Source organism: Vibrio sp. Y20_XG_PY13, from assembly GCF_024181925.1.
Classification (GTDB): domain Bacteria; phylum Pseudomonadota; class Gammaproteobacteria; order Enterobacterales; family Vibrionaceae; genus Vibrio; species Vibrio parahaemolyticus.
Genome location: NZ_JAMZAL010000001.1, coordinates 475,399 through 501,391, shown reverse-complemented (window position 1 = coordinate 501,391; position 25,993 = coordinate 475,399). Strand labels below are relative to the sequence as shown.

The 25,993-nt window shown below is 45.1% G+C and carries 21 protein-coding genes and 1 pseudogene; 10 read left to right on the top strand and 12 right to left on the bottom strand.

Annotation, left to right across the window (positions count from 1 at the left end):
* Nucleotides 1–165: 165 nt before the first annotated feature.
* Together NL646_RS02215 and NL646_RS02210 are read right to left on the bottom strand one after the other, a co-directional pair.
* Nucleotides 166–780, bottom strand: coding sequence for a PolC-type DNA polymerase III (locus tag NL646_RS02215; protein WP_024701294.1), 615 nt, complete (start codon nucleotides 778–780; stop codon nucleotides 166–168).
* A gap of 155 nt (nucleotides 781–935) precedes the next feature.
* Nucleotides 936–1,847 (bottom strand): LysR family transcriptional regulator, encoded by a 912-nt coding sequence (locus tag NL646_RS02210; RefSeq protein ID WP_049877423.1) that lies wholly within the window; start codon nucleotides 1,845–1,847, stop codon nucleotides 936–938.
* A gap of 103 nt (nucleotides 1,848–1,950) precedes the next feature.
* Here NL646_RS02210 and accD point away from each other — a divergent pair, with 103 nt between their 5' ends.
* The 5 genes and pseudogenes from accD (at nucleotide 1,951) to NL646_RS02185 (ending at nucleotide 5,352) form a co-directional block, all read left to right on the top strand.
* Nucleotides 1,951–2,820 carry an acetyl-CoA carboxylase, carboxyltransferase subunit beta gene (accD, locus tag NL646_RS02205; RefSeq protein ID WP_024701292.1) on the top strand — a complete coding sequence of 290 codons (870 nt, stop codon included), beginning with the start codon at nucleotides 1,951–1,953 and terminating at the stop codon, nucleotides 2,818–2,820.
* Between the two features lie 240 nt (nucleotides 2,821–3,060).
* Nucleotides 3,061–3,921: an immunity 49 family protein gene (locus NL646_RS02200; protein WP_025621640.1), complete on the top strand. Its 861-nt coding sequence runs from the start codon at nucleotides 3,061–3,063 to the stop codon at nucleotides 3,919–3,921.
* A 6-nt stretch (nucleotides 3,922–3,927) separates the two neighbouring features.
* Nucleotides 3,928–4,290, top strand: a pseudogene (locus NL646_RS02195) (threonine aldolase); the annotation flags it as partial.
* 82 nt (nucleotides 4,291–4,372) lie between these two features.
* Nucleotides 4,373–4,633 carry a DUF5062 family protein gene (locus NL646_RS02190; RefSeq protein WP_005376453.1) on the top strand — a complete coding sequence of 87 codons (261 nt, stop codon included), beginning with the start codon at nucleotides 4,373–4,375 and terminating at the stop codon, nucleotides 4,631–4,633.
* Nucleotides 4,634–4,857: 224 nt separating this feature from the next.
* On the top strand, nucleotides 4,858–5,352 hold the full coding sequence (locus NL646_RS02185; RefSeq protein ID WP_253663783.1) for a YcxB family protein: 495 nt from the start codon (nucleotides 4,858–4,860) through the stop codon (nucleotides 5,350–5,352).
* 64 nt (nucleotides 5,353–5,416) lie between these two features.
* Here the strand turns inward: NL646_RS02185 and NL646_RS02180 are convergent, their stop codons facing one another.
* The 5 genes from NL646_RS02180 to NL646_RS02160 form a co-directional block, all read right to left on the bottom strand.
* Nucleotides 5,417–6,535 carry a hypothetical protein gene (locus tag NL646_RS02180; protein ID WP_140332605.1) on the bottom strand — a complete coding sequence of 373 codons (1,119 nt, stop codon included), beginning with the start codon at nucleotides 6,533–6,535 and terminating at the stop codon, nucleotides 5,417–5,419.
* Entirely contained in the window at nucleotides 6,528–7,487 is a 960-nt protein-coding gene (locus NL646_RS02175; RefSeq protein ID WP_253663782.1) for a hypothetical protein, read from the bottom strand. The genes NL646_RS02180 and NL646_RS02175 overlap by 8 nt, the downstream gene beginning before the upstream one ends.
* A gap of 306 nt (nucleotides 7,488–7,793) precedes the next feature.
* Nucleotides 7,794–10,658 carry an aminomethyl-transferring glycine dehydrogenase gene (gene gcvP, locus NL646_RS02170; protein WP_253663781.1) on the bottom strand — a complete coding sequence of 955 codons (2,865 nt, stop codon included), beginning with the start codon at nucleotides 10,656–10,658 and terminating at the stop codon, nucleotides 7,794–7,796.
* 128 nt (nucleotides 10,659–10,786) lie between these two features.
* A complete protein-coding gene (gcvH, locus tag NL646_RS02165; RefSeq protein ID WP_005454126.1) occupies nucleotides 10,787–11,167 on the bottom strand; it encodes a glycine cleavage system protein GcvH in 381 nt (126 codons plus the stop codon).
* Nucleotides 11,168–11,218: 51 nt separating this feature from the next.
* Nucleotides 11,219–12,514 (bottom strand): serine hydroxymethyltransferase, encoded by a 1,296-nt coding sequence (locus NL646_RS02160; RefSeq protein WP_005498726.1) that lies wholly within the window; start codon nucleotides 12,512–12,514, stop codon nucleotides 11,219–11,221.
* Nucleotides 12,515–12,889: 375 nt separating this feature from the next.
* On the opposite strand from NL646_RS02160, the gene NL646_RS02155 reads away from it, so the two are divergent.
* Together NL646_RS02155 and gcvT are read left to right on the top strand one after the other, a co-directional pair.
* Entirely contained in the window at nucleotides 12,890–13,513 is a 624-nt protein-coding gene (locus tag NL646_RS02155) for a helix-turn-helix domain-containing protein (protein WP_005454180.1), read from the top strand.
* Between the two features lie 260 nt (nucleotides 13,514–13,773).
* On the top strand, nucleotides 13,774–14,892 hold the full coding sequence (gene gcvT, locus NL646_RS02150; RefSeq protein WP_005478448.1) for a glycine cleavage system aminomethyltransferase GcvT: 1,119 nt from the start codon (nucleotides 13,774–13,776) through the stop codon (nucleotides 14,890–14,892).
* Nucleotides 14,893–14,966: 74 nt separating this feature from the next.
* Here gcvT and vdeR read toward each other — a convergent pair whose 3' ends face one another.
* Complete coding sequence (gene vdeR, locus NL646_RS02145; RefSeq protein WP_005478460.1) at nucleotides 14,967–15,692, bottom strand: efflux transporter transcriptional repressor VdeR; 726 nt, start codon at nucleotides 15,690–15,692, stop codon at nucleotides 14,967–14,969.
* Nucleotides 15,693–15,842: 150 nt separating this feature from the next.
* Here vdeR and vmeT point away from each other — a divergent pair, with 150 nt between their 5' ends.
* The 3 genes from vmeT to vmeV are packed head-to-tail and all read left to right on the top strand — an operon-like array spanning nucleotide 15,843 to nucleotide 21,048.
* A complete protein-coding gene (gene vmeT / locus NL646_RS02140; protein WP_253663780.1) occupies nucleotides 15,843–16,928 on the top strand; it encodes a multidrug efflux RND transporter periplasmic adaptor subunit VmeT in 1,086 nt (361 codons plus the stop codon).
* Nucleotides 16,928–17,989, top strand: a complete 1,062-nt coding sequence (vmeU, locus tag NL646_RS02135; protein ID WP_253663779.1) for a multidrug efflux RND transporter periplasmic adaptor subunit VmeU — start codon at nucleotides 16,928–16,930, stop codon at nucleotides 17,987–17,989. Before vmeT ends, vmeU begins: the two co-directional genes overlap by 1 nt.
* On the top strand, nucleotides 17,989–21,048 hold the full coding sequence (gene vmeV / locus NL646_RS02130) for a multidrug efflux RND transporter permease subunit VmeV (RefSeq protein WP_017447598.1): 3,060 nt from the start codon (nucleotides 17,989–17,991) through the stop codon (nucleotides 21,046–21,048). The genes vmeU and vmeV overlap by 1 nt, the downstream gene beginning before the upstream one ends.
* A 68-nt stretch (nucleotides 21,049–21,116) precedes the next feature.
* Here the strand turns inward: vmeV and NL646_RS02125 are convergent, their stop codons facing one another.
* From NL646_RS02125 to fruB, 4 genes are all read right to left on the bottom strand, one after another.
* A complete protein-coding gene (locus tag NL646_RS02125) occupies nucleotides 21,117–21,692 on the bottom strand; it encodes a porin family protein (RefSeq protein ID WP_253663778.1) in 576 nt (191 codons plus the stop codon).
* A gap of 308 nt (nucleotides 21,693–22,000) precedes the next feature.
* A complete protein-coding gene (fruA, locus tag NL646_RS02120) occupies nucleotides 22,001–23,734 on the bottom strand; it encodes a PTS fructose transporter subunit IIBC (protein WP_237460234.1) in 1,734 nt (577 codons plus the stop codon).
* A gap of 19 nt (nucleotides 23,735–23,753) precedes the next feature.
* Entirely contained in the window at nucleotides 23,754–24,728 is a 975-nt protein-coding gene (gene pfkB / locus NL646_RS02115; RefSeq protein ID WP_029834567.1) for a 1-phosphofructokinase, read from the bottom strand.
* A gap of 11 nt (nucleotides 24,729–24,739) precedes the next feature.
* Nucleotides 24,740–25,870 (bottom strand): fused PTS fructose transporter subunit IIA/HPr protein, encoded by a 1,131-nt coding sequence (fruB, locus tag NL646_RS02110; RefSeq protein ID WP_253663777.1) that lies wholly within the window; start codon nucleotides 25,868–25,870, stop codon nucleotides 24,740–24,742.
* Nucleotides 25,871–25,993: the final 123 nt, after the last annotated feature.

Here is a 25,993-nt window from a genome sequence, read left to right as displayed (position 1 = left end):
CACAAAGCGTTTTAGGTAAATGGCATAGTAAGCGAGTTTGGTTGGTGAGACCAGTGAACTGCCGCTTTCGGAGTAGGAAGTTCACTGGGATGCTCAATATCTTATGTATATCGAAAGTTGCTTAAATGTCTAAGAGTCAAAAGTGAACTTTGAGTGAGGGGGGAGTTAAGCTCGGCTTTTGGCGAGTAGCAGGTCGACCTTTCCTTTTGCTGTTTTACTAACCGTTTGCATCAACTGAAAACTTGGTTTAACGATACCTGAGTTTTCTAATCCTTCGACCATTAAGAGCCAAAGCTTGGCCGTCATTTGTGCATCGGCTAGTGCGCGGTGAAAAACACCGTCGTTGTCGATATTTTTATAGCGAACAAGTTCACCTAGCTTGTGTGACGGAGCATCTTGAATGAGCCGTCTTGCCACCAGTAAGGAGCAAGCAAACTCACCTGAATAACCACAGTTGATTCGCTCAAGCTCTGCATCTAAAAATCGTTTATCGAATGAAGCGTTATGAGCGATAAGGTTCTCGCCAGCTATGAACTCACTAAATGATGCCATGACCTCTTCGCAGCTTGGTGCCGTTCGCAACATGTTATTGGTAATACCAGTGTAGTTCTCAATGAAGGAGCTCACTCTGAAACCGGGATTCATGAGTTGCTGAAAACTATCAACAACCTCGCCATCGACTAACTTTACCGCACCAATTTCTATTGCACGGTCACCCAAAGTAGGAGAGAGACCAGTGGTTTCAAAGTCGAGTACGACCACAGAGTTTGCTTGAGGCATGAAGTTTTCCAGCTGAGTAATATTGCGCAAGAGTATTATTGAAAGAGCCAGAAAAAGAAAGGTGAATTCTACGGTGCTCCTTTATCTATTTGGATTCTACAAAGTCAGCCTTTCTGGTTCACAATGTATGGGCAGTAATAGGCAAGTCTATGGCTTTACCCGCTTGTTTCGTTATTCGCTTGGCGTTTTAAGTGCTCGATAAACGCCGGGATCTTCTTGGCTAAGTGTTTTCTGGAAGCGTAAAAGGCATACAGCACCAAATCTTCGGGTTCATATTCCAGTTCGATCACTTCCAGATCTCCTGATTCGATTTCTTCATGGCAAAACTCGACAGGTAGAATCGCAAACCCGAATCCTGCTAACGCGCCGGCTTTTGCAAGTTGCCCACTGTTGACCTTAAATGCAGATTGTACTCGTTGACTTATCAGTTCTCCTTCCGAATTTCTGAAAACCCAAGGTGTTCCTTTCAATGCAGTAAAGCTGCTGATACAAGGAACGTGCTTCAAATCGGTAATTTTGAAAGGTCTCTGACGTGTGTGCAGTAGCTTAGGTGATGCGACTACAATACTCGGCCAACGCTTGATCTCTTTTGCAATCCAATTGCTGTCTTCAAGCTTGCCGCGGTGAAAACTCAAGATAACGTCAAACCCATCGAGCAAGTCCTCTTTAGGGCTTAGGTTCGTCTCGCAATTCAATGAAATAGCAGAGTACTGAGCACAAAAAGAGACGACGGCTTTAGCTAGTTCTGGTGAATCTGGCATGACAACGTTGAGTTGCCCCATGACCTCACGAGAGTGTTGCGTCACTTCTTCAAGTGCATCATTCAGTTTGTCTAACAAAGGTTGTGTACGTAAATAGAGGTGCTCTCCAGCGTCTGTTGCGCAGATTCGTCGAGTCGTTCTGTCGAACAAACGCACATCAAGCTGTTCTTCAAGTAACGCAATGTGGCGACTGACATTTGATGTCGGCAGAGATAAAAACTCGGCGGCTCTTTTAAAGCTGTTGTTCTCGTAGACACAATGGAAGCTTTTTAGCCATTGCTGATCAATTTTCTCAAGCATCTCCATTAATCCCACTTGGTTGGATTATAAAGCCAATAAGTTGCACTTTATTACTTAAAACAGGTTTATACAATGCGAGTTACCGTTGTTTGGGCATAAAGGTTTTCCAATGAGTTGGTTAGAAAAAATATTAGATAAAAAGAACATCATTAATACGCGTAAAGCGTCGATTCCGGAAGGCGTATGGACTAAGTGTCCGTCTTGTGACCAAGTGCTGTATCGCATCGCGCTCAAGGAAAACTTGGAAGTTTGCCCCAAGTGTCAACACCATTTGCGAATGTCTGCGCGACATCGTTTAGACAGCTTCTTGGACAAAGGTGAGCGTATAGAGCTTGCTAGCGAATATGAGCCGAAAGATCTGCTCAATTTTAAGGACAAGAAACGCTACAAAGAGCGTCTTGCTCTCTCTCAAAAAAGTACTGGCGAAAAAGATGCGTTGGTCGTAATGAAAGGCGAGCTGTTGGGCTTACCCATCGTGGCTTGCGCGTTCGAGTTCTCTTTCATGGCTGGCTCGATGGGGTCGGTTGTGGGTGCTCGTTTTGTTGATGCCGTGAATACGGCGATAGAGGAAAATTGCGGGTTAGTTTGCTTTTCTGCGTGTGGTGGCGCACGTATGCAAGAGTCGCTGATGGCTTTAATGCAAATGGCCAAAACCAGCGCTGCGTTGGAGCGTTTATCCAATGCGCGCTTGCCTTATATCTCGGTATTGACCGATCAAACCTTTGGCGGCGTCTCGGCAAGCTTGGCAATGCTGGGGGACATCAATATTGGTGAGCCTGAGGCAAGAATCGGGTTTGCAGGGCGTCGTGTGATTGAACAAACCGTGCGAGAAAAGCTACCGGATGGCTTTCAACAAAGCGAGTTTCTGCTTGAGCATGGCGCTTTAGATATGATTGTGCAAAGGCACGATATGCGCGAGAGGATAGGCGGGTTGATAGCAAAACTCACTAATACAAGCATCCGACTAGAAGTTAAGTAATTGCGGTTGGCTCATGCTTTATATGTTCTTTGAGATACTCACTGCTATGCGTTCGATTGATTGAAGAGCGTAACAGGCGGCTTTTCGATTCATTTCAATTAAGTATTGCTTTTCGATATAAGATACTGATTATAAATTGATTTCATAAAACAACTTCGGCATCATTCACTGCTTGATTTTGAGGATGATTATCATCACGGCAAAAAATTAGAACAACTTATAATGCGAGGCTAGGGAACGATGGAACCAATGAAAAATCACTATTTAGAGATACCTGAAGAAAGAAAATTGCGTATTTTTCGTGAAGAAGATGAAGATTTCTACAGCTTCTGGGAAAGAATGCTTGATGAAAAACAATCTTTTTATAAGCAACCTCTTAAAAGAATGAAAGGCGATGCTTGGGATTCGCTTCAAGCATTTTTTACTGCTTCAAAATATGGACAACATCAGGCCTCGCCGGCTTATATAAAAAGAGCGCTTGAGTTACTGAATAACGTGTACTTACTGGCCAATCATTCAGATCAAGTTGTTGAATTCTCCGTTGGGCACCGACACTTTTCGGAAGTAGGTAACCGTTCTGTTGCAGGGGGAACGATGGATGCATGGTTGGATGAAATCTGTTTAGCGATGGCAGCGAGAGATTGGCGCTGTGTAGAGCTGATGACCATCATGGATGAGTCGTTAGTTTCTATAAAGACGCCGTTTAATGTTGCGCTAGTCGAGTTCGTTAGCGGTGTATTTAGCAATTCATCAGCGTTACCTGAGTTATTGCAAACTGTGATGGAGAAATCTTCTCCGCAATACTTAGAATCAACCAGAGTGCCATATGTACACTCTTTGTTTATTCCATTTGTGAATGTGTTTGTTGCCATTATCGATGGAGATGAGGCGCATTATCAAGAAGCACTGAGAGATGCGTTAGAGGCGCATTACCAGTTCTACATGAATGAAGATGTTCGTTATTCGCCAAAAGGAAATGTTTCTCTGAAACTGACTGGTCTTGCTGCATTGGCATACGATAAGTATGGCTGGACGATTCCAGAAGCCGCATATTTACCGAAATGGCTCGTTTACGGTGAGCATGATCTCTGTTCTAAATAAATCATTAATAGAACACCTTATATGGTGTCTGCGGCAATGCAGTTTGATGAAAGGTTGGCACAAATGCCGGCTCTGTTTGAGCGAACAAAACAAATCTACAAGATCATTGATGAGTTCCCATCTTTGGCGGTAAGACCAACCCAACCTCGAGCAAACATGTTGCACCTGATCCTGCCTTTCAGCTGTGAAAAGTTGAAAGAACTCCAACATACTTTTGCTACAGAGAAGGGCATTTGGTTTGGTAATCCGCAAGTCACGGCACATCCACATCAATCCATCGTTGAATGGTATGTCGGTGACTACCTGCTCAGCCTTGGTGACGAAGAATTAAGGTCGTTTTTCAACCAGTTACTCGGTGGTAAGACATAAACTTATCAATATGCGAGCTTACTAACACGCCATACGTGACACTTCATGTATTCTTAATTGAAGCGAAGAAGAGGATTTATCAATGTCAAAAAGCTCCAAGCTTCACAATGAAGACAAACTGGTTAAGAAGGCACTAGAGATTGGTGGGAAGATGGCGAAGCTACAAGGTTTTGACCTTCCTCAGTCACCACAGCCTCTAAGAGTAAAAGCGATTTATCTATTCTTGGTCGATGCCAAACAGATCACGCCACTACCGGAAAGCAAGCTAGATGGCGCAAGCATCAAACACCGACTAGCAGTATGGATACACAGTGCGTTGCCAGACAACGACCCTCTAAAGTAGAAAGCCTGAAGAAGTTACATAGGTCATTAATTAACAAGGCGAGCCAGATGGTTCGCCTTGTCTGATCTTGGCAAGTGCACCGAGGTCTTCTAATGTTTCGTTATCATTGATTTACAAAACAGCATCAAAAGGGCTAAAGATAAAGCCAGAGAAGCGCTACAATGCTCGCGTTGCAAGAGTGCAACCAAGAATACTCATTTACAGAAGCCTTGAAGTAACCATACATGTCTAAAGATTTCGAATTCACCACAGAATACACACTCGACAAGCCATTTTTTGCTGAGTGTTATGATCAAACTAGCCAGCCAACGAAGTTCCCACAAGCGTATTTGAAAGGATTACTCTTTCTCATTTTTGGTGTGGTCTTATTGGAGTTTGAACTGCTACCTAACGGTTATGTCGGTTGGTTCTTTATCGTATTGAGTGTGATTGAAGCGTGCAGCGTTTACTTCAAAAGAACCTGGTGGCTATGGCGTCAAACCATCAGTTCAAGCCGTGGCAACAAAGTGGTGTTTGAAGTGAATGCAGATGGCGTGCGCTATAAAAGCGGTAAAATCGATCGCAGCCTCGCTTGGAGTGAAATCGACCAACTCGAACAAACCGATTTGGGTTTTATCCTACATCTTGGTAAACAACGCCAATACATCAGTAAATCCTGCTTAAATGAAGAAGTCATCACGTTTATGGTACAGCAGCACGCCGTATCAAAAGCGAGCTAAGAAATCTCTATTAACAGAAGAGGCGAGCCAACGGGTTCGCCTTTTTTGATCTTACACTTAAATGCTAAATTTTATGCTGAGAAAATAATGAAAACTTCTTCTCTTCAAATGTTTTTAGTACAAAAGTTTTTAATTCCTTTTTGTTTTTTTGAGAAAGCTTCCCACGTACATTAAAATTGGCAATATAGATCTGTAGTTCACTGGTATTCATTGAGTCATAGATTGGGAACTCAAAAACCAGGTCACATGTCCCTTCATGCTTAGTTGTTTTTATCTCATACGAACCTTGTACACTATATAGTTTCAAGTGCTCTTTTAATTCGTTTTTACTCAAAAAAACACTACTATCCAGATTAGAGCCTTTTAAGGTTAAGTCATTGATTTTCTTTTCAAGAAAATCTATTTCCTTAGGTCTAGTTTTAGTCACTGTGTCATCGGGTTGAATGTGTATTCTTCGCGTATGTTTTTTAGAAGGGTATACCTCTACCTTTGTAGATTGTACCAGCGCTTTTAAGAAGTTAATTCTACCTATATTGGTGAAGTCGGTGAAAAGTATTCTCTTAATATTATCTGATTTGATTAAGCTGGCATCTTTTAAAGCTTTAGTAGCTCGCCTTACAACCTCGTTCGCTACGTACAAAGATTCTTTAGCAGTATGTTTAGTCGTTATGTTCAAATCAAGCTTGTTTGATGCATCAACTTTCAGTTCGACTTGGCATTCAAAGTAGCTTTCATCATCACCAAAGTTTTTTGTTTTATCTCGGCGTTTTAGTTTGATTTCAGCGATAACATGATTCGGATCTTTTGCGTTTCCAGCAGCTCGAAATTGTGGACTGTTTTCTATCGTTAAGACATCAAATGGGTCGTTAATTAAATTATTGAAATCAAAATTAAAACCCAAAGCTTGAACTAATGTTTTCCCTTGGGTTGCATCCCACTGTAACTGCTTAGTTTGAATTTTTGGATTGTCTTCCTTTTCCTTTACAGTTTCTTTGAGTTGTTCGAACTCGTAAGGAGCTACACCTGTTTTAATTAGTAATGGTCCCAACACTTTTTTGTCGTTTGAGCTACTAAAGCAGCCTCTACTCTGTAAGATTTGTTTTAAGTCACTAGCTTTTATCATTGGGTTTGCAAGAAACTGACGTAAAACATCACCAACAGGAATGAAAGCGTCACTATTCATTTGTTAAGTTCCTAAAGTTTGGTATGTAGTTTTCGACACGTAGTTTTTGCTCTGTAATATTATGGGCTTGCATAACTTTACTAACATCACCCTTGTGCTCATCTAAAAAGAAGTCTGGAAAACAGATTGATACTGAACTAATTCTATCTGAATGTTGGAGAGCACTATATGTGTGTCTTGATAAACTATCTTGTGAGAAAGGCTCGTTGGCAACAACTACACACTTAAACACTTCCTCATTCTCGATGTTCTTTCTCAAAACAAAAGTGAGATATGGAAGGGTCAAGTACTCTACGGGCATAACCGAACTATATGAACGTTGATTGAACGACATTCGATTTAAACTTGTGCTAGTGTGACCAAAGAAGATTTCGTAGTCTGAATAGTGATTAGTAACATGGTCAATAGCGTTAAGCATAAAGGTAAATTTGCAGTTATCGACAACATAAAATTCCTCGATTCCTTCATTCTCAAACTTTTTGAAGTACTGGGTGTTTGAAATATTAGCGAAGTAATCTTTATGTTTATCTTCCTTACTAGACAAATAGAAAAGTACAGGTACGTATTTTATGTTTTTTATCGTATTCCCAGAGAAGATTGCGTTTGTGTCTGCATTATGATCTGATACTCGAAAACAAACACTTGAATAAATAATATCGTCTACATAACCTTTTATCTTGTTAGTAAAGCTTTTTGGGTAATCACCAGTTGTGTGTTTTACCGAAGCAAGTATATGTACAAGTGTCTCAGTTTCTAAGCTAGATAAGTAAGAAAAGTGTTCATCTACACCATGCTTGGTTCTTGGTCCATCAGCATCAGATGGATGCGTTGTTCCAAAATGGCACGGAAAACTAATGTTTGGGTTAGAGTTCGGCCATCCGACTTTTTTGAAAAATTTACTGACAATATTCTCGCCAGTTTCACCTGATGATTTGGAGTCTTCTCCAGACATTTTTATCCACTTGCATGCTATTCGTTGTGATGAGTATATTTTACCTAAAAACTTGTATTTGAAAACAAATTATAGCTTCAGATTACACAGTGTTGATTAATAAAATCTAATGGGAATAAGCGATTTGCTTTAATTTTGGTTGTGTTATTGTTTTGCGTGTTGATATTTAAAGGTAAATGAGCGTATTTTGTTTCTTGTAATGGGGTGGGTATTAATGTGGTTAACTGTGAGGACGGTTTCTGTGAGATTAAATAACAAAAAGGCGAACCATTCGGTTCGCCTTTATCTATTTAGATTCTACAAAAATTAGTCTTCGTAGTTATCGATGCTTGGGCACGAGCAGATTAGGTTACGGTCGCCGTAAACGTTATCTACGCGGTTTACTGTTGGCCAGTATTTCCAAGATTTGGTTGCTTTAGAAGGGAAGCAGCCAAGTTCGCGTGAGTATGGGCGATCCCATTCTTCAGCAGAAAGGTCAACTTGCGTGTGTGGCGCATTAACGAGAGGGTTGTTCTCTAGTGGCCATTCACCGTTTTTCACTTTCGTCATTTCTTCACGAATAGAAATCATCGCATCACAGAAGCGGTTTAGCTCTGCTAGGTCTTCAGATTCCGTTGGCTCAACCATTAGCGTGCCAGCAACTGGGAACGACATGGTTGGCGCGTGGAAACCGTAGTCCATTAGGCGCTTCGCGATATCTTCTTCGCTAATGCCTGTTTCTTCTTTCAGCGGACGGATGTCGATAATACATTCGTGCGCTACACGGCCGTTTTTACCACGGTAAAGAACAGGGTAGTGAGGGCGTAGACGCTCCATCACATAGTTAGCGTTTAGAATCGCGACCTTGGTTGCGTTGGATAAGCCTGCTTCACCCATCATTGCGATGTAAGCCCAAGAGATAGGTAGGATAGATGCACTACCAAAATCTGCAGCTGATACTGCGAAGTCTTCGCCTTCTACACCGTTCTCGATGTGACCTGGTAGGAAAGGTGCTAGGTGCGATTTAACGCCGATAGGACCCATACCTGGACCGCCGCCACCGTGAGGGATACAGAAGGTTTTGTGTAGGTTTAGGTGAGAAACGTCTGAGCCGATAAAGCCAGGGGATGTTAGACCAACCTGTGCGTTCATGTTCGCGCCGTCTAGGTATACTTGACCGCCTGCTGCATGAACCATTTCACACACTTCTTTCACTTTCTCTTCGTAAACGCCGTGCGTAGAAGGGTAAGTGATCATGATGCTTGATAGGTTGTCTTTGTGCTTCTCGATTTTCGCTGCTAGATCGTCGATGTCGATGTTGCCTTCGTCATCACACTTAACAACCACAACTTTCATTGACACCATAGATGCAGTTGCAGGGTTAGTACCGTGCGCAGAACTTGGGATCAAACATACGTTGCGGTGACCTTCGCCACGGCTTTCGTGGTAGCGTTGAATCGCGATAAGACCTGCATACTCACCCGATGCGCCGGAGTTTGGCTGTAGTGAGAATGCGTCGTAGCCTGTGATTTCACAAAGCTTCTCTTTTAGATCTTTCGCTAGCGCTGCATAGCCCGCTGCTTGTTCTGTTGGTGCAAATGGGTGGATAGAACCAAACTCAGGCCAAGTGATTGGGATCATTTCTGCCGCTGCGTTTAGCTTCATCGTACAGCTGCCTAGTGGGATCATGCCGTGCGTTAGCGAGAAGTCTTTGTTTTCAAGCTGTTTTAGGTAACGCATCATTTGTGTTTCACTGTGGTAAGTGTTGAACACTGGGTGCGTTAGGTATTCTGAAGTACGACGTAGCGCTTCTGGAATGGCGGCAAACTCGTTACCAGCGATTTCCGTAGATAGAGCGGTAACGTCTTCTTTTACGCCAAAGACAGCAAACAAAGCTTCGACGTCTGCAACGGTTGTTGTTTCATCTAAGCTAATGCCTAGTTTGCCAGGTAGGACGCGTAGGTTGATGTCTGCTGCGAGTGCTTTTGTGTACAGATCTTGCGTTTTCTCACCAGTGTTGATGGTGATGGTGTCGAAGAAGCTGTTATGAGCAAGCTCAAAGCCGCCTTTCGTTAGGCCAGCAGCAAGAATTGCAGTCATGTGGTGCGTACGACGAGCAATGGTACGCAGACCTTCTGCGCCGTGGTAAACCGCGTAGAAAGACGCCATGTTTGCTAGTAACGCTTGAGCGGTACAGATGTTTGATGTCGCTTTTTCACGGCGGATGTGCTGCTCGCGAGTTTGCATTGCCATACGAAGTGCTTGGTTGCCTTTCGCATCGATAGAAACACCGATAACACGGCCTGGCATTGTACGTTTGTGTTTGTCACGAGTTGCCATGAATGCCGCGTGTGGACCGCCGTAACCCATTGGTACGCCGAAACGCTGAGCTGAACCGATTGCGACGTCTGCGCCCATTTCTCCAGCAGGTTTCAATAGGGTAGAAGCAAGTAGGTCAGTCGCAACAGTAACAAGCGTTTTGTTTGCTTGTGCTTTCGCGATGATGTCCGTTAGATCACGAACTTCACCCGTTGTGCTTGGGTATTGAACCAGCGCGCCGAATACGTCTTGCTCTGGTAGAGATTCTAAAGAGCCAACTAGCACTTCAAAACCGATGAATTTAGCACGCGTTTTTACCACTTCGATGGTTTGTGGATGCACGTCGTCAGCCACAAAGAATACGTTGCTCTTACTCTTACCAGCGCGCTTACAAAGTGTCATTGCTTCTGCCGCTGCCGTTGCTTCATCAAGCAAAGACGCGTTTGCGATTTCCATACCGGTTAGGTCGATAACCATTTGTTGGAAGTTCAGTAGTGATTCCAGACGGCCTTGAGAAATTTCTGGTTGGTATGGTGTGTACGCGGTGTACCAGCCTGGGTTTTCTAGTACGTTACGCAGAATGACATTTGGCGTGAACGTGTTGTAGTAACCCTGACCGATGAATGTACGTTTGACTTGGTTTTGTTTTGCGAATTGTTTCATCGTAGCCAACATGTCCGCTTCGCTTTTCGCTTCTGCCAACGTCATTGGCTGCTCAAGGCGGATGTTTGCTGGTACGGTTTCGCTGATCAGTGCGTCTAGGCTAACTGCGTTGATCGCTTCCAACATTTTTTGTTGGTCAGAAAGTTTTGGTCCGTTGTGGCGTCCAACGAACTCGTTTTGTGTGCTGAGGCTTTGAAGTAATTCAGTCATTGTCCTTTACCTACTCCTTGGCTCGGGTATCGGAAATGGTCTTAATTGACTCATTTAATTATACGTCCGAACCTAGAAAAAAAGCTGCTCTCTAAACAGGCTAGGGAACAGCTTTCGTCACATCCTAATTACTCTTCTTCGATAGAGCTTAGGTATTCTTCCGCATCTTTTAAGTCATCCAACTCAGATGGGTCCGAAAGTTTCACTTTCACGATCCAACCACCTTCGTATGGTTCTTCGTTGATTAGCTCTGGGCTGTCTTCTAGCTCTTCGTTGATTTCAACTACTTCACCGGTTACTGGTGAGTAGATGTCTGAAGCCGCTTTTACAGACTCAACCAAAGAGAAGCTTTCGCCGGCTTCTACTTCGTCTTCCACGTCTGGCAGGTCAACGAATACTACGTCACCCAACATTTCTTGCGCATGCTCAGAAATACCGATTGTCACTGTGCCGTCACCGTTGTCACGTACCCACTCGTGGCTATCTGTAAACTTCAGTGTTTTGTCCATTGCTTAATCTCCAAATAACTTGTCAGGAATTATTCTGATTTAAAAAGTCGTTTACTGGTAAAGAGGGAAGCGACTGCAAAGCTCTTTTACTTCTTTGCGAACGCGTTTCTCAACGATTGCGTCACCTTCTGGGTTGTTCACCAAACCGTCCAGTACGTCACCAATCCAATTACCGATGAGTTTGAATTCTTCAGCGCCAAAGCCGCGGCTTGTACCCGCAGGCGTTCCTAAACGGATGCCCGATGTAATCATAGGCTTCTCTGTATCGAATGGGATGCCATTTTTGTTACATGTGATCCCAGCACGCTCTAGAGCTTCTTCTGCTTTGTTGCCTTTCAAGCCTTTAGGACGAAGGTCAACCAGCATTAAGTGCGTATCTGTACCACCGGTTACGATGTCGCAACCGCGAGTTTGCAATACTTCCGCTAGGACTTTTGCGTTATTGATCACCGAATCAATATAAGTTTTAAATTCAGGGCCAAGTGCTTCACCAAATGCGACCGCTTTAGCGGCGATAACGTGCATTAATGGACCGCCTTGTAGGCCTGGGAATACCGCCGAATTGATCTTCTTAATGATGTCTTCGTGGTTAGTCAGAATCATGCCCCCGCGTGGACCACGCAGTGTTTTGTGCGTTGTCGTGGTCACAACGTGTGCGTGTGGCAATGGGCTAGGGTGTGCGCCTGTTGCGATAAGGCCTGCGATGTGCGCCATATCGACCATTAGGGTTGCGTTCACTTCGTCGGCGATTTCACGGAACTTTGCGAAATCGATAGTACGTGGAATCGCGCTACCGCCTGCGATGATCATTTTTGGTTTGTGTTCTAGCGCCAGAGCGCGAACATCATCGTAGTTGATTTCTAGTGTTTCACGATCAACGCCGTATTGAACTGCATTAAACCACTTGCCAGATAGAGCAGGGCGTGCACCGTGTGTTAGGTGGCCACCTGCGTCCAAAGACATGCCAAGAATGGTGTCGCCAGGTTGAAGTAGTGCCAGTTTCACTGCGCCGTTTGCTTGAGCGCCTGAGTGAGGTTGAACGTTTGCGTATTCGCAATTAAAAAGTTTTTTCGCACGTTCGATAGCAATGGCTTCCACTGTATCTACGTGCTCACAACCACCATAGTAACGGCGACCGGGATAACCTTCAGCGTATTTGTTTGTTAGGCATGTGCCTTGAGCTTGCATTACCGCTTTAGACACGATGTTCTCAGAAGCAATAAGTTCGATTTGTTCGTTTTGGCGAGTGAATTCCGCCTGAATTCCGGCAAAGACAGCGTCATCTGTCGCAGAGAGGTTGGTAGAGAAAAAGTTTTCCAAGCTGTGGTTAGGGTAACTCTTATTCATGGTAGTTGACCTTCCAAATCTGAAAATGAACCCGCAGAAGATTGATTGACTTGCGATGTGGTTCATTTGTCCTCAAAACAGCTGAACTGCGTAGCAGAACAGAGTGAACATCCAGCCCTAAAAAGTGGGCGAAAACTCCGTCGGATTGCGCTTTTTCTTCTTCAATCTCTTACGGAAATTTGCATCTCTACATCTAACAAGTTGGTAACATAGCGCTTGAGGCGAGAACAATCAACCAAAAATTTCCTATAAGAAACAAGATTTCTGGTTTTGTTAACAAGAGCACGCTTTAATTAACGTGGTGCACTTTTATCCACTATAGGGTTCATGCACAATGCTAGTAGGAGAGAAATAAGGATATTTATAGAGGGATTTATGGCAGAAAGTATTTACGATGAATACCCGTCGATGACGTTGGCGAAAGAACAAAATGATCAAAATATCGAGCCGTTAAAGCTTGGTCAGCGCATTAAGGATATCCGTTCTAAGTTGGGCATTACGTTAGAAGAGGCGAGTCAGCGTACTGGCCTTGCGCGTTCTACGCTAAGTAAGATTGAAAACGAACAGATTTCTCCTACGTTCCAAGCCATGCAAAAATTGGCACTTGGATTGCAGATTGACATGCCACAACTATTTGAACCTCCAAGAAAAAAAGTGGCAACAGGGCGTAGAGATATCACTAAGAAAAGTGAAGGAAAACCACACCCAACTCAAACCTATGAGCATGAACTGCTCGCGACACAACTTTCCAATAAGAAAATGATGCCGTTTAAGAGCCAGATCCGTGCTCGCAGTTTCGACGAATACAAAGATTGGGTTCGTCATGATGGCGAGGAGTTTTTGCTCATCTTATCAGGGGAGGTTATGTTCTATTCTGAGTTTTACGAGCCGGTGGTTTTGAGCGAAGGTGACAGTGTCTATTACGACGCGAACATGGGACACATGTTGACCAGCGTAAGTGAGGAAGATGCTCAAATTTTGTGGGTTACCGCCAAGTAGTGATAAATAGTTGTAAATTTCCTATAGTGAAAGCAAACGATTGCTAACAAGTGTAAATACGTTATGATGGCGCTCTGTTGATGATATATCGGTCAATGAAGCGCCTTTTTTATACGTTTTGTTGTGATTAAAATGTTAAGAGTCACACTTTTGAAAGCCGATCGCTGTCTTGTTCGTGCAAAATAGAATGAGCCATGTTTATTATTGGAAACACATCGAATGCCGATAGCATTCTCGGGTCTATCTAAATGGAGACGAAAATGACTCAAGAACTTCTGAAAACACCACTGCACGCACTTCATGTTGAAGTTGGCGCAAAAATGGTCCCGTTCGCGGGTTACGATATGCCGGTTCAATACCCTCTAGGCGTAAAGAAGGAACACTTACACACTCGTGATGCAGCAGGTTTGTTTGATGTATCTCATATGGGTCAGCTTCGCTTAATTGGTGAAGGCGCGGCAGCATTTCTAGAAACATTAGTTCCTGTTGATATTGTGGATCTTGAGTCTGGCAAACAGCGTTATGCGTTCTTCACTAATGAAGAAGGCGGCATTATGGATGACCTAATGGTTGCAAACTTGGGCGATCATCTTTTTGTGGTTGTGAACGCAGCGTGTAAAGAACAAGACATCGCTCACCTAAAAGCGCACCTGCCATCGGGTGTTGAACTAGAAGTCATTGAAGATCGCGCTCTTCTGGCTATTCAAGGCCCTCAAGCGGCGACGGTGTTAGCACGTTTTGCTCCAGAAGTGGCAGACATGCTGTTCATGGATATTCGTAAAGTGGAAATTCTGGGCGCTGAGTGCATTGTTTCTCGCAGTGGCTACACTGGCGAAGATGGTTACGAAATCTCTGTTCCTGCTGACAAAGCAGAAGAGCTAGCACGCAAACTGACTGCGGAAGAAGAAGTGGAATGGATCGGTCTTGGTGCGCGTGATTCTCTTCGTCTAGAGTGTGGTTTGTGTCTATATGGACATGACCTAGACACGACTACAACACCAGTTGAAGCGAGCTTGCTTTGGGGTATCCAAAAAGTGCGTCGTGTTGGCGGTGAACGTGAAGGTGGTTTCCCTGGTGCTGATATCATTCTAAAGCAGATTGAAACCAAAGATGTTGCACGTAAGCGCGTTGGCCTTGTTGGTCAAACAAAAGCGCCAGTTCGTGAAGGTGTTGAGCTGTTTGATGCTGATGGTGCGAAAATTGGTATCGTCACCAGCGGTACAGCCGGTCCAAACGCAGGTAAGCCAGTATCAATGGGTTATGTGCGCGCCGATCTTGCTGCGATTGGTACGGAGCTGTTCGCAGAAGTGCGTGGAAAAATGCTACCGATGACGGTTGAAAAAATGCCGTTTGTACCGCAACGCTACTACCGCGGTTAAAACTGAATGAAACAAAAATGCCGAGCTGAATAGCTCGGCATTTTTATGTCTTCTTTTTTTCGCTTATTGACTTTTTAGTTTACCGCTTCATCGATGGTACAACACATGTCGATAACGATGTCTTCTAGCTTGCTAGGGTGGATCATATCTTCTTTCGCGATTCTGAATTGCGTCGCCATGATTGTATTAAACAATTCCCAGTGTTTGATCAGCAGTTGTTCACGATTGTCTGCAATATCTGGCCATGTTTCTTGCATCATTGGAGCAAGGCTGACTGCGCCGTGTGCAAAGATCAACATCTGCCATTTTGATTCCCACTGATCGAATTGTGCTTCTGGGAATTCACTGTTGTACTGCGCGAAAATGCTCGTGAAAATCTCGGCAAACTCGTCTTTTGACTTTAAGAAGTAGTCAAACAGCGCGTTATCATCTTGTCTGATTGAGTCCGCAATCATTTGCACTGGATGAGGGTTCACGAGTGCAAACGCCAACATGCGAACCATAAACAGGTAAATCTTGCGATTTGATGGGGTGTTCTCAGGCATTTCGTTGATTAGGCCTGCCATATAATTTTGCAGGAACTCATCCATCGCGTCACTCACTGCTTGCCAGATTTTCTCTTTGCTGCCGAAGTGATGACGAATCAAACTATGTGATACACCCGCCTTTTCGCTGATGTTTCTTAGCGAGACTCGCTCGTAACCCAGCTCACAAAACATATCTGCAGCGACCTTAAGGATCAGACACTTAGTTTGTTCTGCGGCTTCAGCGCTACGTCGGCCTTGCTTTCTTACATTCATAGTTCGATTTTTCCCGAATATTAATCAACGTGCCTACTTTTACCAGAAACCGAACGCTTTGACTAATTAATTTGCTATCCATGTGGAAAATATGTTGATCAATATTCAATTCTGCCTATACTGCACGACTGTGTAGTAAATTTTAAGTCTATGGAGAAGCCAGTGCGAAAACAAACTATAAAGCACACTTTGATTGGCGCTGTGGTGACGTTAAGTCTCTCTACGTTGCTGACAGGGTGTAATAAAGCCATATCAGAACCGGCAGAGCCTTTAATCAAACCCGTTAAATTACTTGCTGTTAAAGATCTTACGGTTGACGACTCTGACGCTTTTCTTGCGCGTATTGATGCAACGTATCGAGCGCAGTTGTCTTTTCAAGTTGGTGGGGAAGTTGAAAAGCTACTGGTAAGAATGGGACAAGGGGTAGAAAAGGGTGAAGTGCTCGCCACACTAGACCCGAAAGATCTGCAATTAGCTTTAGACGCGGCGCAAGCCCAATATGCATTGGCGAAAACTCAGTGGGAAAGAGCAAAAAGTCTGTACAGCAAAAAACTCATCAGCACCGATAGCTACGATCAAAAAGAAACGCAATACAAAGCAGCGTTGGCAAGTTTTGAACAAGCGAAAACCGATTTGAGCTACACCAAAATTCAAGCGCCATTTGACGGTGTGGTGTCGTACACCTACGTGAAGCCTTATCAAGTGGTAGGTGAAAAGCAAGAAATCCTCAATTTGATTGATAACACCACACTGGATGTTTCTTTCACTTTGCCCGTTAGTTACGCGGAGTCTGTCTCTCTGTCTGCACTAAAAAACGCAGAGATGTGGGTAACGATGGACAGCGAACCAAGCAAACGTATTTCGGGTAAGTTCAAAGAAATCTCAACGCAGCCAAACATCGATACCAACAGCTATGAAGCGATTGTGACGATCACTCGGCCAACCGATCGCAACTTGCTCACTGGGATGACAGGACAAGTACACATTGCTAAGCAAAACAAGTCTAACGCCATGACGTTGCCGACATCGGCTTGGGTAAACAAGCAAGAGAGCCAAGGTGAAGTTTGGGTGATGGATAGCTCAACGCAACAAGTGAATAAGGTGACATTGTCACTAAATGAAAGTGGTGCGATTGAGTCAGGTTTGGATAACAACGACTACGTGGTTATTGCTGGCGTAGAACGATTAGTCGAAGGGCAAGTGGTGAAAGCTTGGATTCGTGAGGAAGGCATTTAATGAAGCATTCTCTATTCGCAGTATCGGCTATCGCATTGGCCGTCCTTACTGGTTGTCAAAGTGATAGCCAAAACGTAGCCGAACAACCGTTGTATGTTTCGACCATTTCAGTTGACGCGCCAGTGAAAAGCCAATATCGCGCGTTTAAAGGGCTAGTTGTTCCTGCTGAACAAACACCCATGGCATTTCGTCGCGCCGGTGAAATTCAACACGTACTAGTGAAAGCTGGTGACGTAGTGAAAGAAGGGCAAATGATCGCCAAGCTGGATGACAGTAAAGAAAAGCAAGCGGTAAATGATGCTGAAGCGCAATACACGCTTGCGATTCGCCAGCTTAAACGAGGTGAGGAACTGCACGGTCGCCAAATGATATCCAAAGCAGAACTGGATGAGCTGACCGCAAACAAGGAACTGGCAGAGGCAAACTTCTATAGCGCCACCAACCAGTTGAACTATACGCGTTTATTTGCCCCGTTTGCAGGCAAAGTCTCAGACGTTTTCAAAGAGCGTTTTGAGCGCGTGGCGATTGGCGAACCTGTACTGAACTTGTATCAAAACGATGTGGTTTATGTGCGTATCGAATTGTCTGACAACGTGTTAGCGATGGTGAACCCAACCGCACAAAACATGAGTTATAAGCCGCGTGCGACGTTCTCTGGTATTCCGACAACGTATGCGCTGGACTATTTAGAGCACACTAGCGAGCCAAACTCAGAAACACAGACTTATGAGATGTACTTAACCATGCCTCAACCAGAGCAAGAGATTCTGCCCGGCACGAGTGTGAGCGTGATGGTCGACATGATCAAAGCCGGTATCACTTCTATCGATGGTTACAACATCCCAATGACGGCACTTCAAGCAGGCAACGATGATAATGAGTTCTTTGTTTGGAAAATGAACAATGACGCTGTCACTAAAGTGCCTGTGGCGATTTCACAAGTTAACGGTGAAGGGGCGATTGTCTCATCGGGAATCACTCAAGGTGATGTGTTGGTTAATTCAAACCTGCGTAAATTACGCGAAGGTAAGCATGTGGATGTTGTGGAGAAGGAACAATAATGAACATTGCTGAGTATTCCATTAAGAACAAAGTCATCAGTTGGTTGTTCATTGTTATTCTTGCTATCGGTGGGGTGACTTCATTCCTAGAGCTTGGTCGATTAGAAGACCCTGCGTTTACGATTAAGGACGCGATGATTGTCGCGACTTATCCTGGGGCGACCTCCAAAGAAGTGGAAGAAGAATTAACGTATCCGCTTGAGAAAGAGATTCGTAAACTGCCGTACATTGATCGAATCACGTCGACCTCTTCGAATGGTATGTCGCAGATCATGGTCAGTATGAAGATGGATTACGGCCCAGACGAACTGCCACAGATTTGGGACGAAATGCGCCGTAAAATCAACGATCTGCAACCAACTTTACCGCAAGGTGTGCAATCTCTGCAGATTATTGATGACTTCGGTGACGTGTACGGTGTCATGTTGATGCTGACGGGCGACGATTACGACTATGTCGAGCTCAAACGCTATGCCGACCACCTACGACGCGAAATCGAACTGGTTGATGGCGTGGGCAAAGTAGACATTGCTGGTGATCAGCAAGAGATGTTGTTCGTTGAAATCTCGCTTGACCGCCTTGCGTCTCTGAATCTCGACATGAACGTTGTTTCTGGTTTGCTTAACCAACAGAATAACGTGGTTTCGGCTGGCGAAGTTATGGTGAATGGTGAAAGCCTCGTCATTCGTCCTAGCGGTACGCTGAATACCGTTCAAGCGTTAGAAAACCTGATCATTCACGGTCGTGATACGGGTAATTTGATTCGCTTAAAAGACGTTGCGACGATCACCCGAAGTATTCAAGAAAAGCCGGGCAACATGATTTTGTTTAACGGCAAGAAAGCAATCAACATCGGTATTTCGTTTGCGTCTGGCGTTAACGTAGTAGAAGTAGGTGAGCGCCTTAACGCTGAGTTAAGCAGTTTAGAGTCCATCAAACCTGCGGGTTTGGACATGAGCTATTTCTACAACCAAGCGCAAGAGGTCGATGATTCTGTAAAAGCGTTTGTGATCAGCTTAGCTGAGGCGGTAGCCATCGTAATTATTGTGCTGTTGTTCACTATGGGCTTACGTAGTGGCGTGATCATTGGTGTGGTACTTCTATTGACGGTGTTTGGTACGTTCATCTTGATGAATTACAACAACATAGAACTTCATCGAATTTCGCTCGGTGCGTTGATCATCGCGTTGGGTATGTTGGTGGACAACGCGATTGTTGTGGTTGAAGGTATTCTGGTTGGCCTGAAGAAAGGGCGCACAAAGGTTCAAGCTGCCGTTGATATTGTGAAACAAACACAGTGGCCTTTGCTTGGCGCGACAGTAATCGCAATTACCGCGTTTGCACCAATCGGCTTATCTCAGGACGCAACTGGCGAATTCATGGGCTCACTCTTCTGGGTGTTGTGTTTTTCATTGTTCTTGAGCTGGGTCACGGCAATTACACTCACGCCTTTCTTAGCAGACCTGCTTCTAAAAGAAGAAGAGAAAGACACGAACGGTGAAGACGAAGACCCTTACAAAGGCTGGTTGTTCGTTGTATTTGGCGCGTTGCTTAAATTCTCGTTACGTTTTCGTTGGATGACGGTCGCTGCGATGGTGGCGTTGTTAGTGGGTGCCGTTATTGCGTTTGGCAATGTGAAGCAGCAATTCTTCCCACCTTCGAATACGCCGATGTTCTACGTTGATATGTGGATGCCAGAAGGTACGGATATCCGTCAGACCATTAAGCAAGCGGAAAAAGTAGAAAGCTATATTCGTCAGCAAGATGACATCGATTTTGTCTCGGTTTCGATTGGCCAAGGTCTACAACGTTTTGCATTGACGTACCAACCGGAGAAAAGCTACGAGGCTTACGCTCAGTTCCAAGTGCGAACAACTGACCGTGACAATATGTTCAAGCTGCTTCACAAGCTGGATGACAATTTAGCTAAGACGTTCGATGAGCCTACATTCCAGTTCAAACTGATGGAATTTGGCCCGTCTCCAGCGTCTAAAATTGAAGCGCGTATTACTGGCCCAGATCCGAAAGTGTTGCGAGAGCTAGCGGTTCAGGTGGAAGACATCCTTCACACAGATCCAGGGGCGAGAAACATTCGCCACGATTGGCGTGAAAGAACGAAAGAACTTGTGCCCGTCTTCAACGAATCCAAAGCGCGTCGCCTTGGTATTTCGAAAGAAGATCTATCAAGTACGCTGCAAATGGCGTTTGGCGGCAGCACGTTTGGTGTTCTGCGTGACGGAACTCATACGTTACCTATTATGATGCGTCTACCTGAAGCAGAGCGTGTGGACTTTGAATCGCTACAAAACGTGAAGATTTGGAGCCCGTCATTACAAACGTACATTCCTGTCGATCAAATCATTGATGGTGTCGAACTAGATTGGAGTGAGCCTCTGATCCAACGCCGAGACAGAAAACGTACCTTAACGGTGTTGGCTGACCACGATGTATTGAGTGATGATACGGCGGCAAGTTTGTTTGCTCGTGTACAACCAAAAGTGATGGCTTTACACATCCCTGAAGGGTACGAAATTACTTGGGGTGGGGAATACGAATCATCGAAAGATGCGCAAGAAGGGCTATTTGGTTCTCTGCCGATGGGCTACTTGCTGATGTTCATCATCACCATTTTACTGTTTAACTCAATCAAAAAACCGTTGGTGATTTGGTTTACGGTTCCGCTTTCCATTATTGGTGTGGCGTTCGGTCTACTGACAACTAACATGCCATTCAGCTTCACTGCATTCCTTGGATTGCTGAGCTTGAGCGGGATGATTTTGAAAAACGGCATTGTGTTACTTGATCAAATTAACTTGGAATTAGAGTCTGGCAAAGATCCGTATCTTGCGATTGTAGATAGCGCGATCAGCCGTGTGCGTCCAGTAAGCATGGCGGCGCTGACAACGATTCTAGGGATGATTCCACTCGTGTTTGACGCCTTCTTTGGCTCAATGGCGATTACGATTATGGCAGGTCTTGGTTTTGCAACGGTACTAACATTGATTGTTGTACCAGTAATGTTTGCGATTCTATTTAGGATTAAACCGACCACTGCATAAGGACTCCTGACTTATCTAAGTCAGCTTCCTGCCTAGCCCTGAGGGATTTCCTCAGGGCTTTTTTCGTTTTAGAACTTGTAAGAGACGCCAGCGTAAAGCGAGCCGAGCATGATGGTTAAGTCATCGTAAGTTTCGTCAATTACAAATGTGTCTACTTCATACGCGATGCGGAAATTCAGATTCTCGATCGCTTTAGGTGAGTATTCGCCACCAACACCTGCACGGAATGACGTTTCTGCTTTTGACGAAGAGCCAAAATCAAGTTCGGTACGACCAAGGCCAACCGTCGCAAACGGACGCCAGCCACTGTCAAAGGTGTAACCTAGGTTCGCCATTAGAGCGATGTTTTCAGGTTTTACCATTGTGCGTGGTGCATCTTCAAACTTGTCAAAAATATCACCGTAGCGTGTGTATTGCGCTTCGATTGCGACGATACGGTTGAACTGGTAACCGCCAAACAGTTTGTATGTGGAGTCGTTAGAATCCAGATTAACCGCATACGGCCAAACACTGTCGTCATAGACAGTTGTAACCCCGATACCACCACCAAGGTAAAAGCCTGATACGTCTTTTTTCTCGACATCAGTTTGATTTGCTTGCGCGAATGCTGAAACAACAGCTAACAAAAGGACAGCTTTTTTCATGTGTAATTAACTTTATTATTTTGATTAAAACGAAGTGAAATATAAGAGGCTTTATCTGCATTTGGGATTTTTCATCGGCTACTTGAAAAAACACAAGTCACCGAAGCGTTAGTTAAGCAAATAAGTCGCACCTCTCATGCGTGCAGCATAACGAGTCAAAAAGCAAAGGTTAAGTATCGAAATGTATGGTTTTGTCAGAAGAGGGGAAATAAAAAACACCTCCCTTAACCGGAATTTAAGGGAGGTGCTGAATGCCAAATCGAGGGTGGCATTGTTAATTGCTTAAGTGTTAATCGCTTAAGTTTTGCTTATGCAGCAACTTCTTGTTTTGCATCAGCTTTGTTTTTTAGGAATGCATAGGTAAAGCCTGTTACCGCCGTACCTGCAGCAATTGCTACCAAGTACATCAAGACTGGAGAAATTGCGTTAGGGATAAGCAGTACAAATAGACCGCCGTGAGGTGCCATCAGTTTCGCGCCGAATAGCATAGATAGAGCACCTGTTAGAGCGCCACCAGCCATACAAGATGGGATTACACGCATTGGGTCTTTCGCTGCGAATGGGATTGCACCTTCAGAGATAAAGCACAGACCTAGCACGAATGATGCTTTGCCCGCTTCACGCTCGTTTGGTTCAAACTTGTTCTTCGCAAGGAAAGTGGCCAGACCCATACCTAGCGCCGGCACCATACCTGCCGCCATGATTGCAGCCATTGGTGCGTAAGTTTGAGAAGCCAATAGACCTACACCGAATGCGTAAGCCGCTTTGTTTACTGGGCCACCCAAGTCGAAGCACATCATTGCGCCAAGGATAATACCAAGTAGAACGGCGCTGTCTGAACCCATGTTGTTTAGGAAGTCAGTCAGACCATTCATGATGCCAGAAACCGGACCACCAACGATGTAGATCATCACAAGGCCCGTAAATAGCGTCGCAACAAACGGGATGATCAGAATCGGTTTCAATGCTTCCATTGATTGCGGAAGTTTTACTTTATCTGCTAAGAGCTTCGCTGCGTAACCTGCGATGAAACCAGCCGCGATACCACCAAGGAAACCTGCGCCAGTAGAGCTTGCCAACATACCACCAACAAGACCCGGAGCCAGACCCGGACGGTCAGCAATTGAGAAGGCAATGTAACCAGCAAGCACAGGGATCATCAGTGCAAACGCAGAGCCGCCGCCGATGGTCATTAGTGCTGCGGCTAATGTACCTTCTTCTTTAAATGCTTCAATACCGAATACGAACGATAGGGCGATGATCAAACCACCTGCGACGACGACAGGAAGCATGTGCGAAACCCCCGTCATTAGGTGTTTGTATGCGCCTTTCTTCTCATCTGCTGCCGAAGCAGAACTTGCAGCGCCTGAATGTTGGTAAATCGTGGCTTGTTCGAACGCTTTGTCCATCTCTTCAGCGGTTTTCTTCAGAGCTGGGCCAGTCTTTGTACGGTACATTTTTTTGCCGTTGAAGCGATCAAGTGGCACTTCGATGTCCGCCGCAATGATAACCAAGTCCGCATCTGCGATTTCTTGGTCAGTTAGGTGGTTCTTCGCGCCAACAGAGCCACGAGTTTCCACCTTAATTTGGTGACCACGGCGTTTGCCTTCTTCTTCTAACGCTTCTGCTGCCATGAAGGTATGCGCCACGCCAGTAGGGCATGCCGTAATAGCGACGATTTTCTTGGCTGCTGAAACACTTTCGACAGGCGCTTCAACTGTGGTTACTTGTTCAAGTGTTGCTGCACTTTCGACTGCGGTCGTTAAGAATGCGGTAGCGTCTTTTGCCACCGCGCTGATTTCTGCTTGGTAGACTTTTTTACCTACGAAACGAGAAGTATCAACGGTGGTGTTCGCCGCGATTACGATCACGTCAGCTTGCTCAATGTCAGCGTCTGTCAGCGGCGTTGGAGCAATAACACTGGATTGGCATTCAATCTTGGCGTTCCAACCTAGTTTAGCGGCCGCTTGTTCTAATAGACCCGCCGCAAGGATGCTATTAGCAACACCACTAGGGCAGGCAGTAATAATGGCAATATTCATACTGATAACCTTCTGTTCCTTAGTTTTTGTCTAAGTTCGTATTAGGGTAAAGCTCGCTGACTTGTGTTTGCAGCTTAATGTTTTCCAGTTCTTCTTGACTGGTTAGCCCCACGCCAACTTGGCTAACTGCTAAAGCAGAAAGCGCTGTCGCGAAGCGCAATAAATCGTGTTTCGGCATCACTTGCATGTGGCCCCAGCATAAGCCTGCCACCAGTGTGTCGCCCGCACCTACGGTGCTCACCACATTCATGCGTGGCGGTTGTGCGCGTAGCCACTCGCCTTGGTTTAGCCACATCACACCGTCAGCACCCATCGACACAACAATATTTTCGATGCCTTTGTTGCTGAGTGTTTGTGCTGCCACTTGGCACTGTTCTGGCGTTTCTAGGTGCTCACCGACAAAGTCACTCAGCTCTTCGTCATTTGGTTTAATAAGCCACGGATGAGCATCAATACCTGCACGTAGAGCGGCTTTGCTGCTGTCGAACAATACTTTTTTGCCTTGTTGATGCAGTTTTTCAATCCATGCTGCGCATTGCTCAGCGGTTATACCGCCCGGTAAGCTGCCAGCTAGAACGAAGTAGTCGTGAGTGTCTGCAAGGCGGAACAGTGTCTCTTCAAAACGAGCAATTTCTTCTGCCGTTACTTGAACGCCAGGAAAGTTGATGTCACTCACTTGGCCGTCGGCTTCTACCAGTTTTACGTTGATGCGTGTTGCGCCTTCGACTTCAACAAACTCGTTTTTTACGCCAATTTCGGTGAAAAGTTGATGGAACAGTTCTGGGTTGTCTTTACCCAAAAAGCCGGTCACCGTAACGTCGGCGCCAAGGTCGCTCAGCACTTTTGCAACGTTAACGCCTTTGCCTGCCGCGTGAAGGCTACTTTGTGCAACAAGGCTGACTGAACCTACCTTTAGCGCGTCGAGCGAGCCTGTTAGATCAAGCGCAGGGTTCAGCGTGATGGTCACAACTTTGTTTGTTTTTAATGCTGTCATTTGCGTGCCCCTTAACCTTCACCTAGGCCAGAAGCAATCGCGTTGCCGATAGACTCCAGCGCTTGAGCCGCGTCTGGGCCTTCAGCAGAGAACTGCAATTGGTGACCGTGTTTCACACCAAGGGCAATCACTTTCATCAGGCTTTTCGCATTTACTGCTTTACCATCACCATCTAGGTTTGCCACGCGAATGTTTGATTCGAATTTCTTCGCTTCTGCAACCAACATCGCACCCGGGCGAGCGTGAAGGCCATGTGCGTTTTTGATCTTAAAGACTGCTACGTTGCCATCTTCGGCTGGCGCAGCCATTTCTTCGCCTTTGAATAGCGCGAGAATCTGTTCTGCAGAGGCATCTAACAGCTTATTGTGTTCGTTGTTGAAAACGATTTTAGACAAGTTGTTCAGAATTGATTGGTGAGCGTTGTTACAAGCAGCAAACGCAACCAAAGCACGCACTTTTTGGCCTTCGTATTCGCAATCGTTGGCCGTCGAGACAAAAGACACACCCGTGCGAGAAACGTGCTTATCGCTACCAACTAGCCACAAACCGTTGCCAAGATTAGTCGGTGCTTTTGTCACGAGATCAGCAACAAATTCAGCGCCAGCACAGCCAGTGTTTTTTAAGAGGCCACCTGCCACAGCGCTCATCTGTACCATATCGCTAGCAGGGAAAAGTAGCTGGATAAGAGAGGCATCGAAGTCCGCTTCAAGCTGAACATCACCATGAAGTAGGGCAATGATGTCTTCTTCGCTTTTTGCATCGCGAAGACGCTCTTCCACGCCATCAGCACCTAGCACTTTGGTCAGTTGCTTCAGAATGCCTAAGTGCTCGTCTGATTTTGCTGCGATACCAATCGCAACGAAGACTTTGTTTCCGTCACCCCAATCCACACCTTTAGGAAAGTGGTGAACAGCGACGCCAGTGGTTTTTACCATTGAGCGAGTGTCGGTTGTGCCGTGAGGGATCGCGATGCCGTTACCTAAAAACGTTGAGTTTTGGTTTTCACGATTTAGCATGCCTTCCACATAACCTTGTTCAACAAGGCCTTTGTCTGTCAGGCTTTGCGCAATATTCTTGATTGCTGCAAACTTATCTGTCGCTGATTGCGAGAGGGTAATGTCGTTCTTGTTTAGCTTAAGCATGGTGCTTCTCCAGCCTTAAGGTATTCGTACCAATCAAATTAAAAATGTATTCAGTCTTGCTCTAGTTTTGTTGTGTCTTAGCTAAATATCCTTTCGATACTGAATCGATTCAGCTAAGTGGCA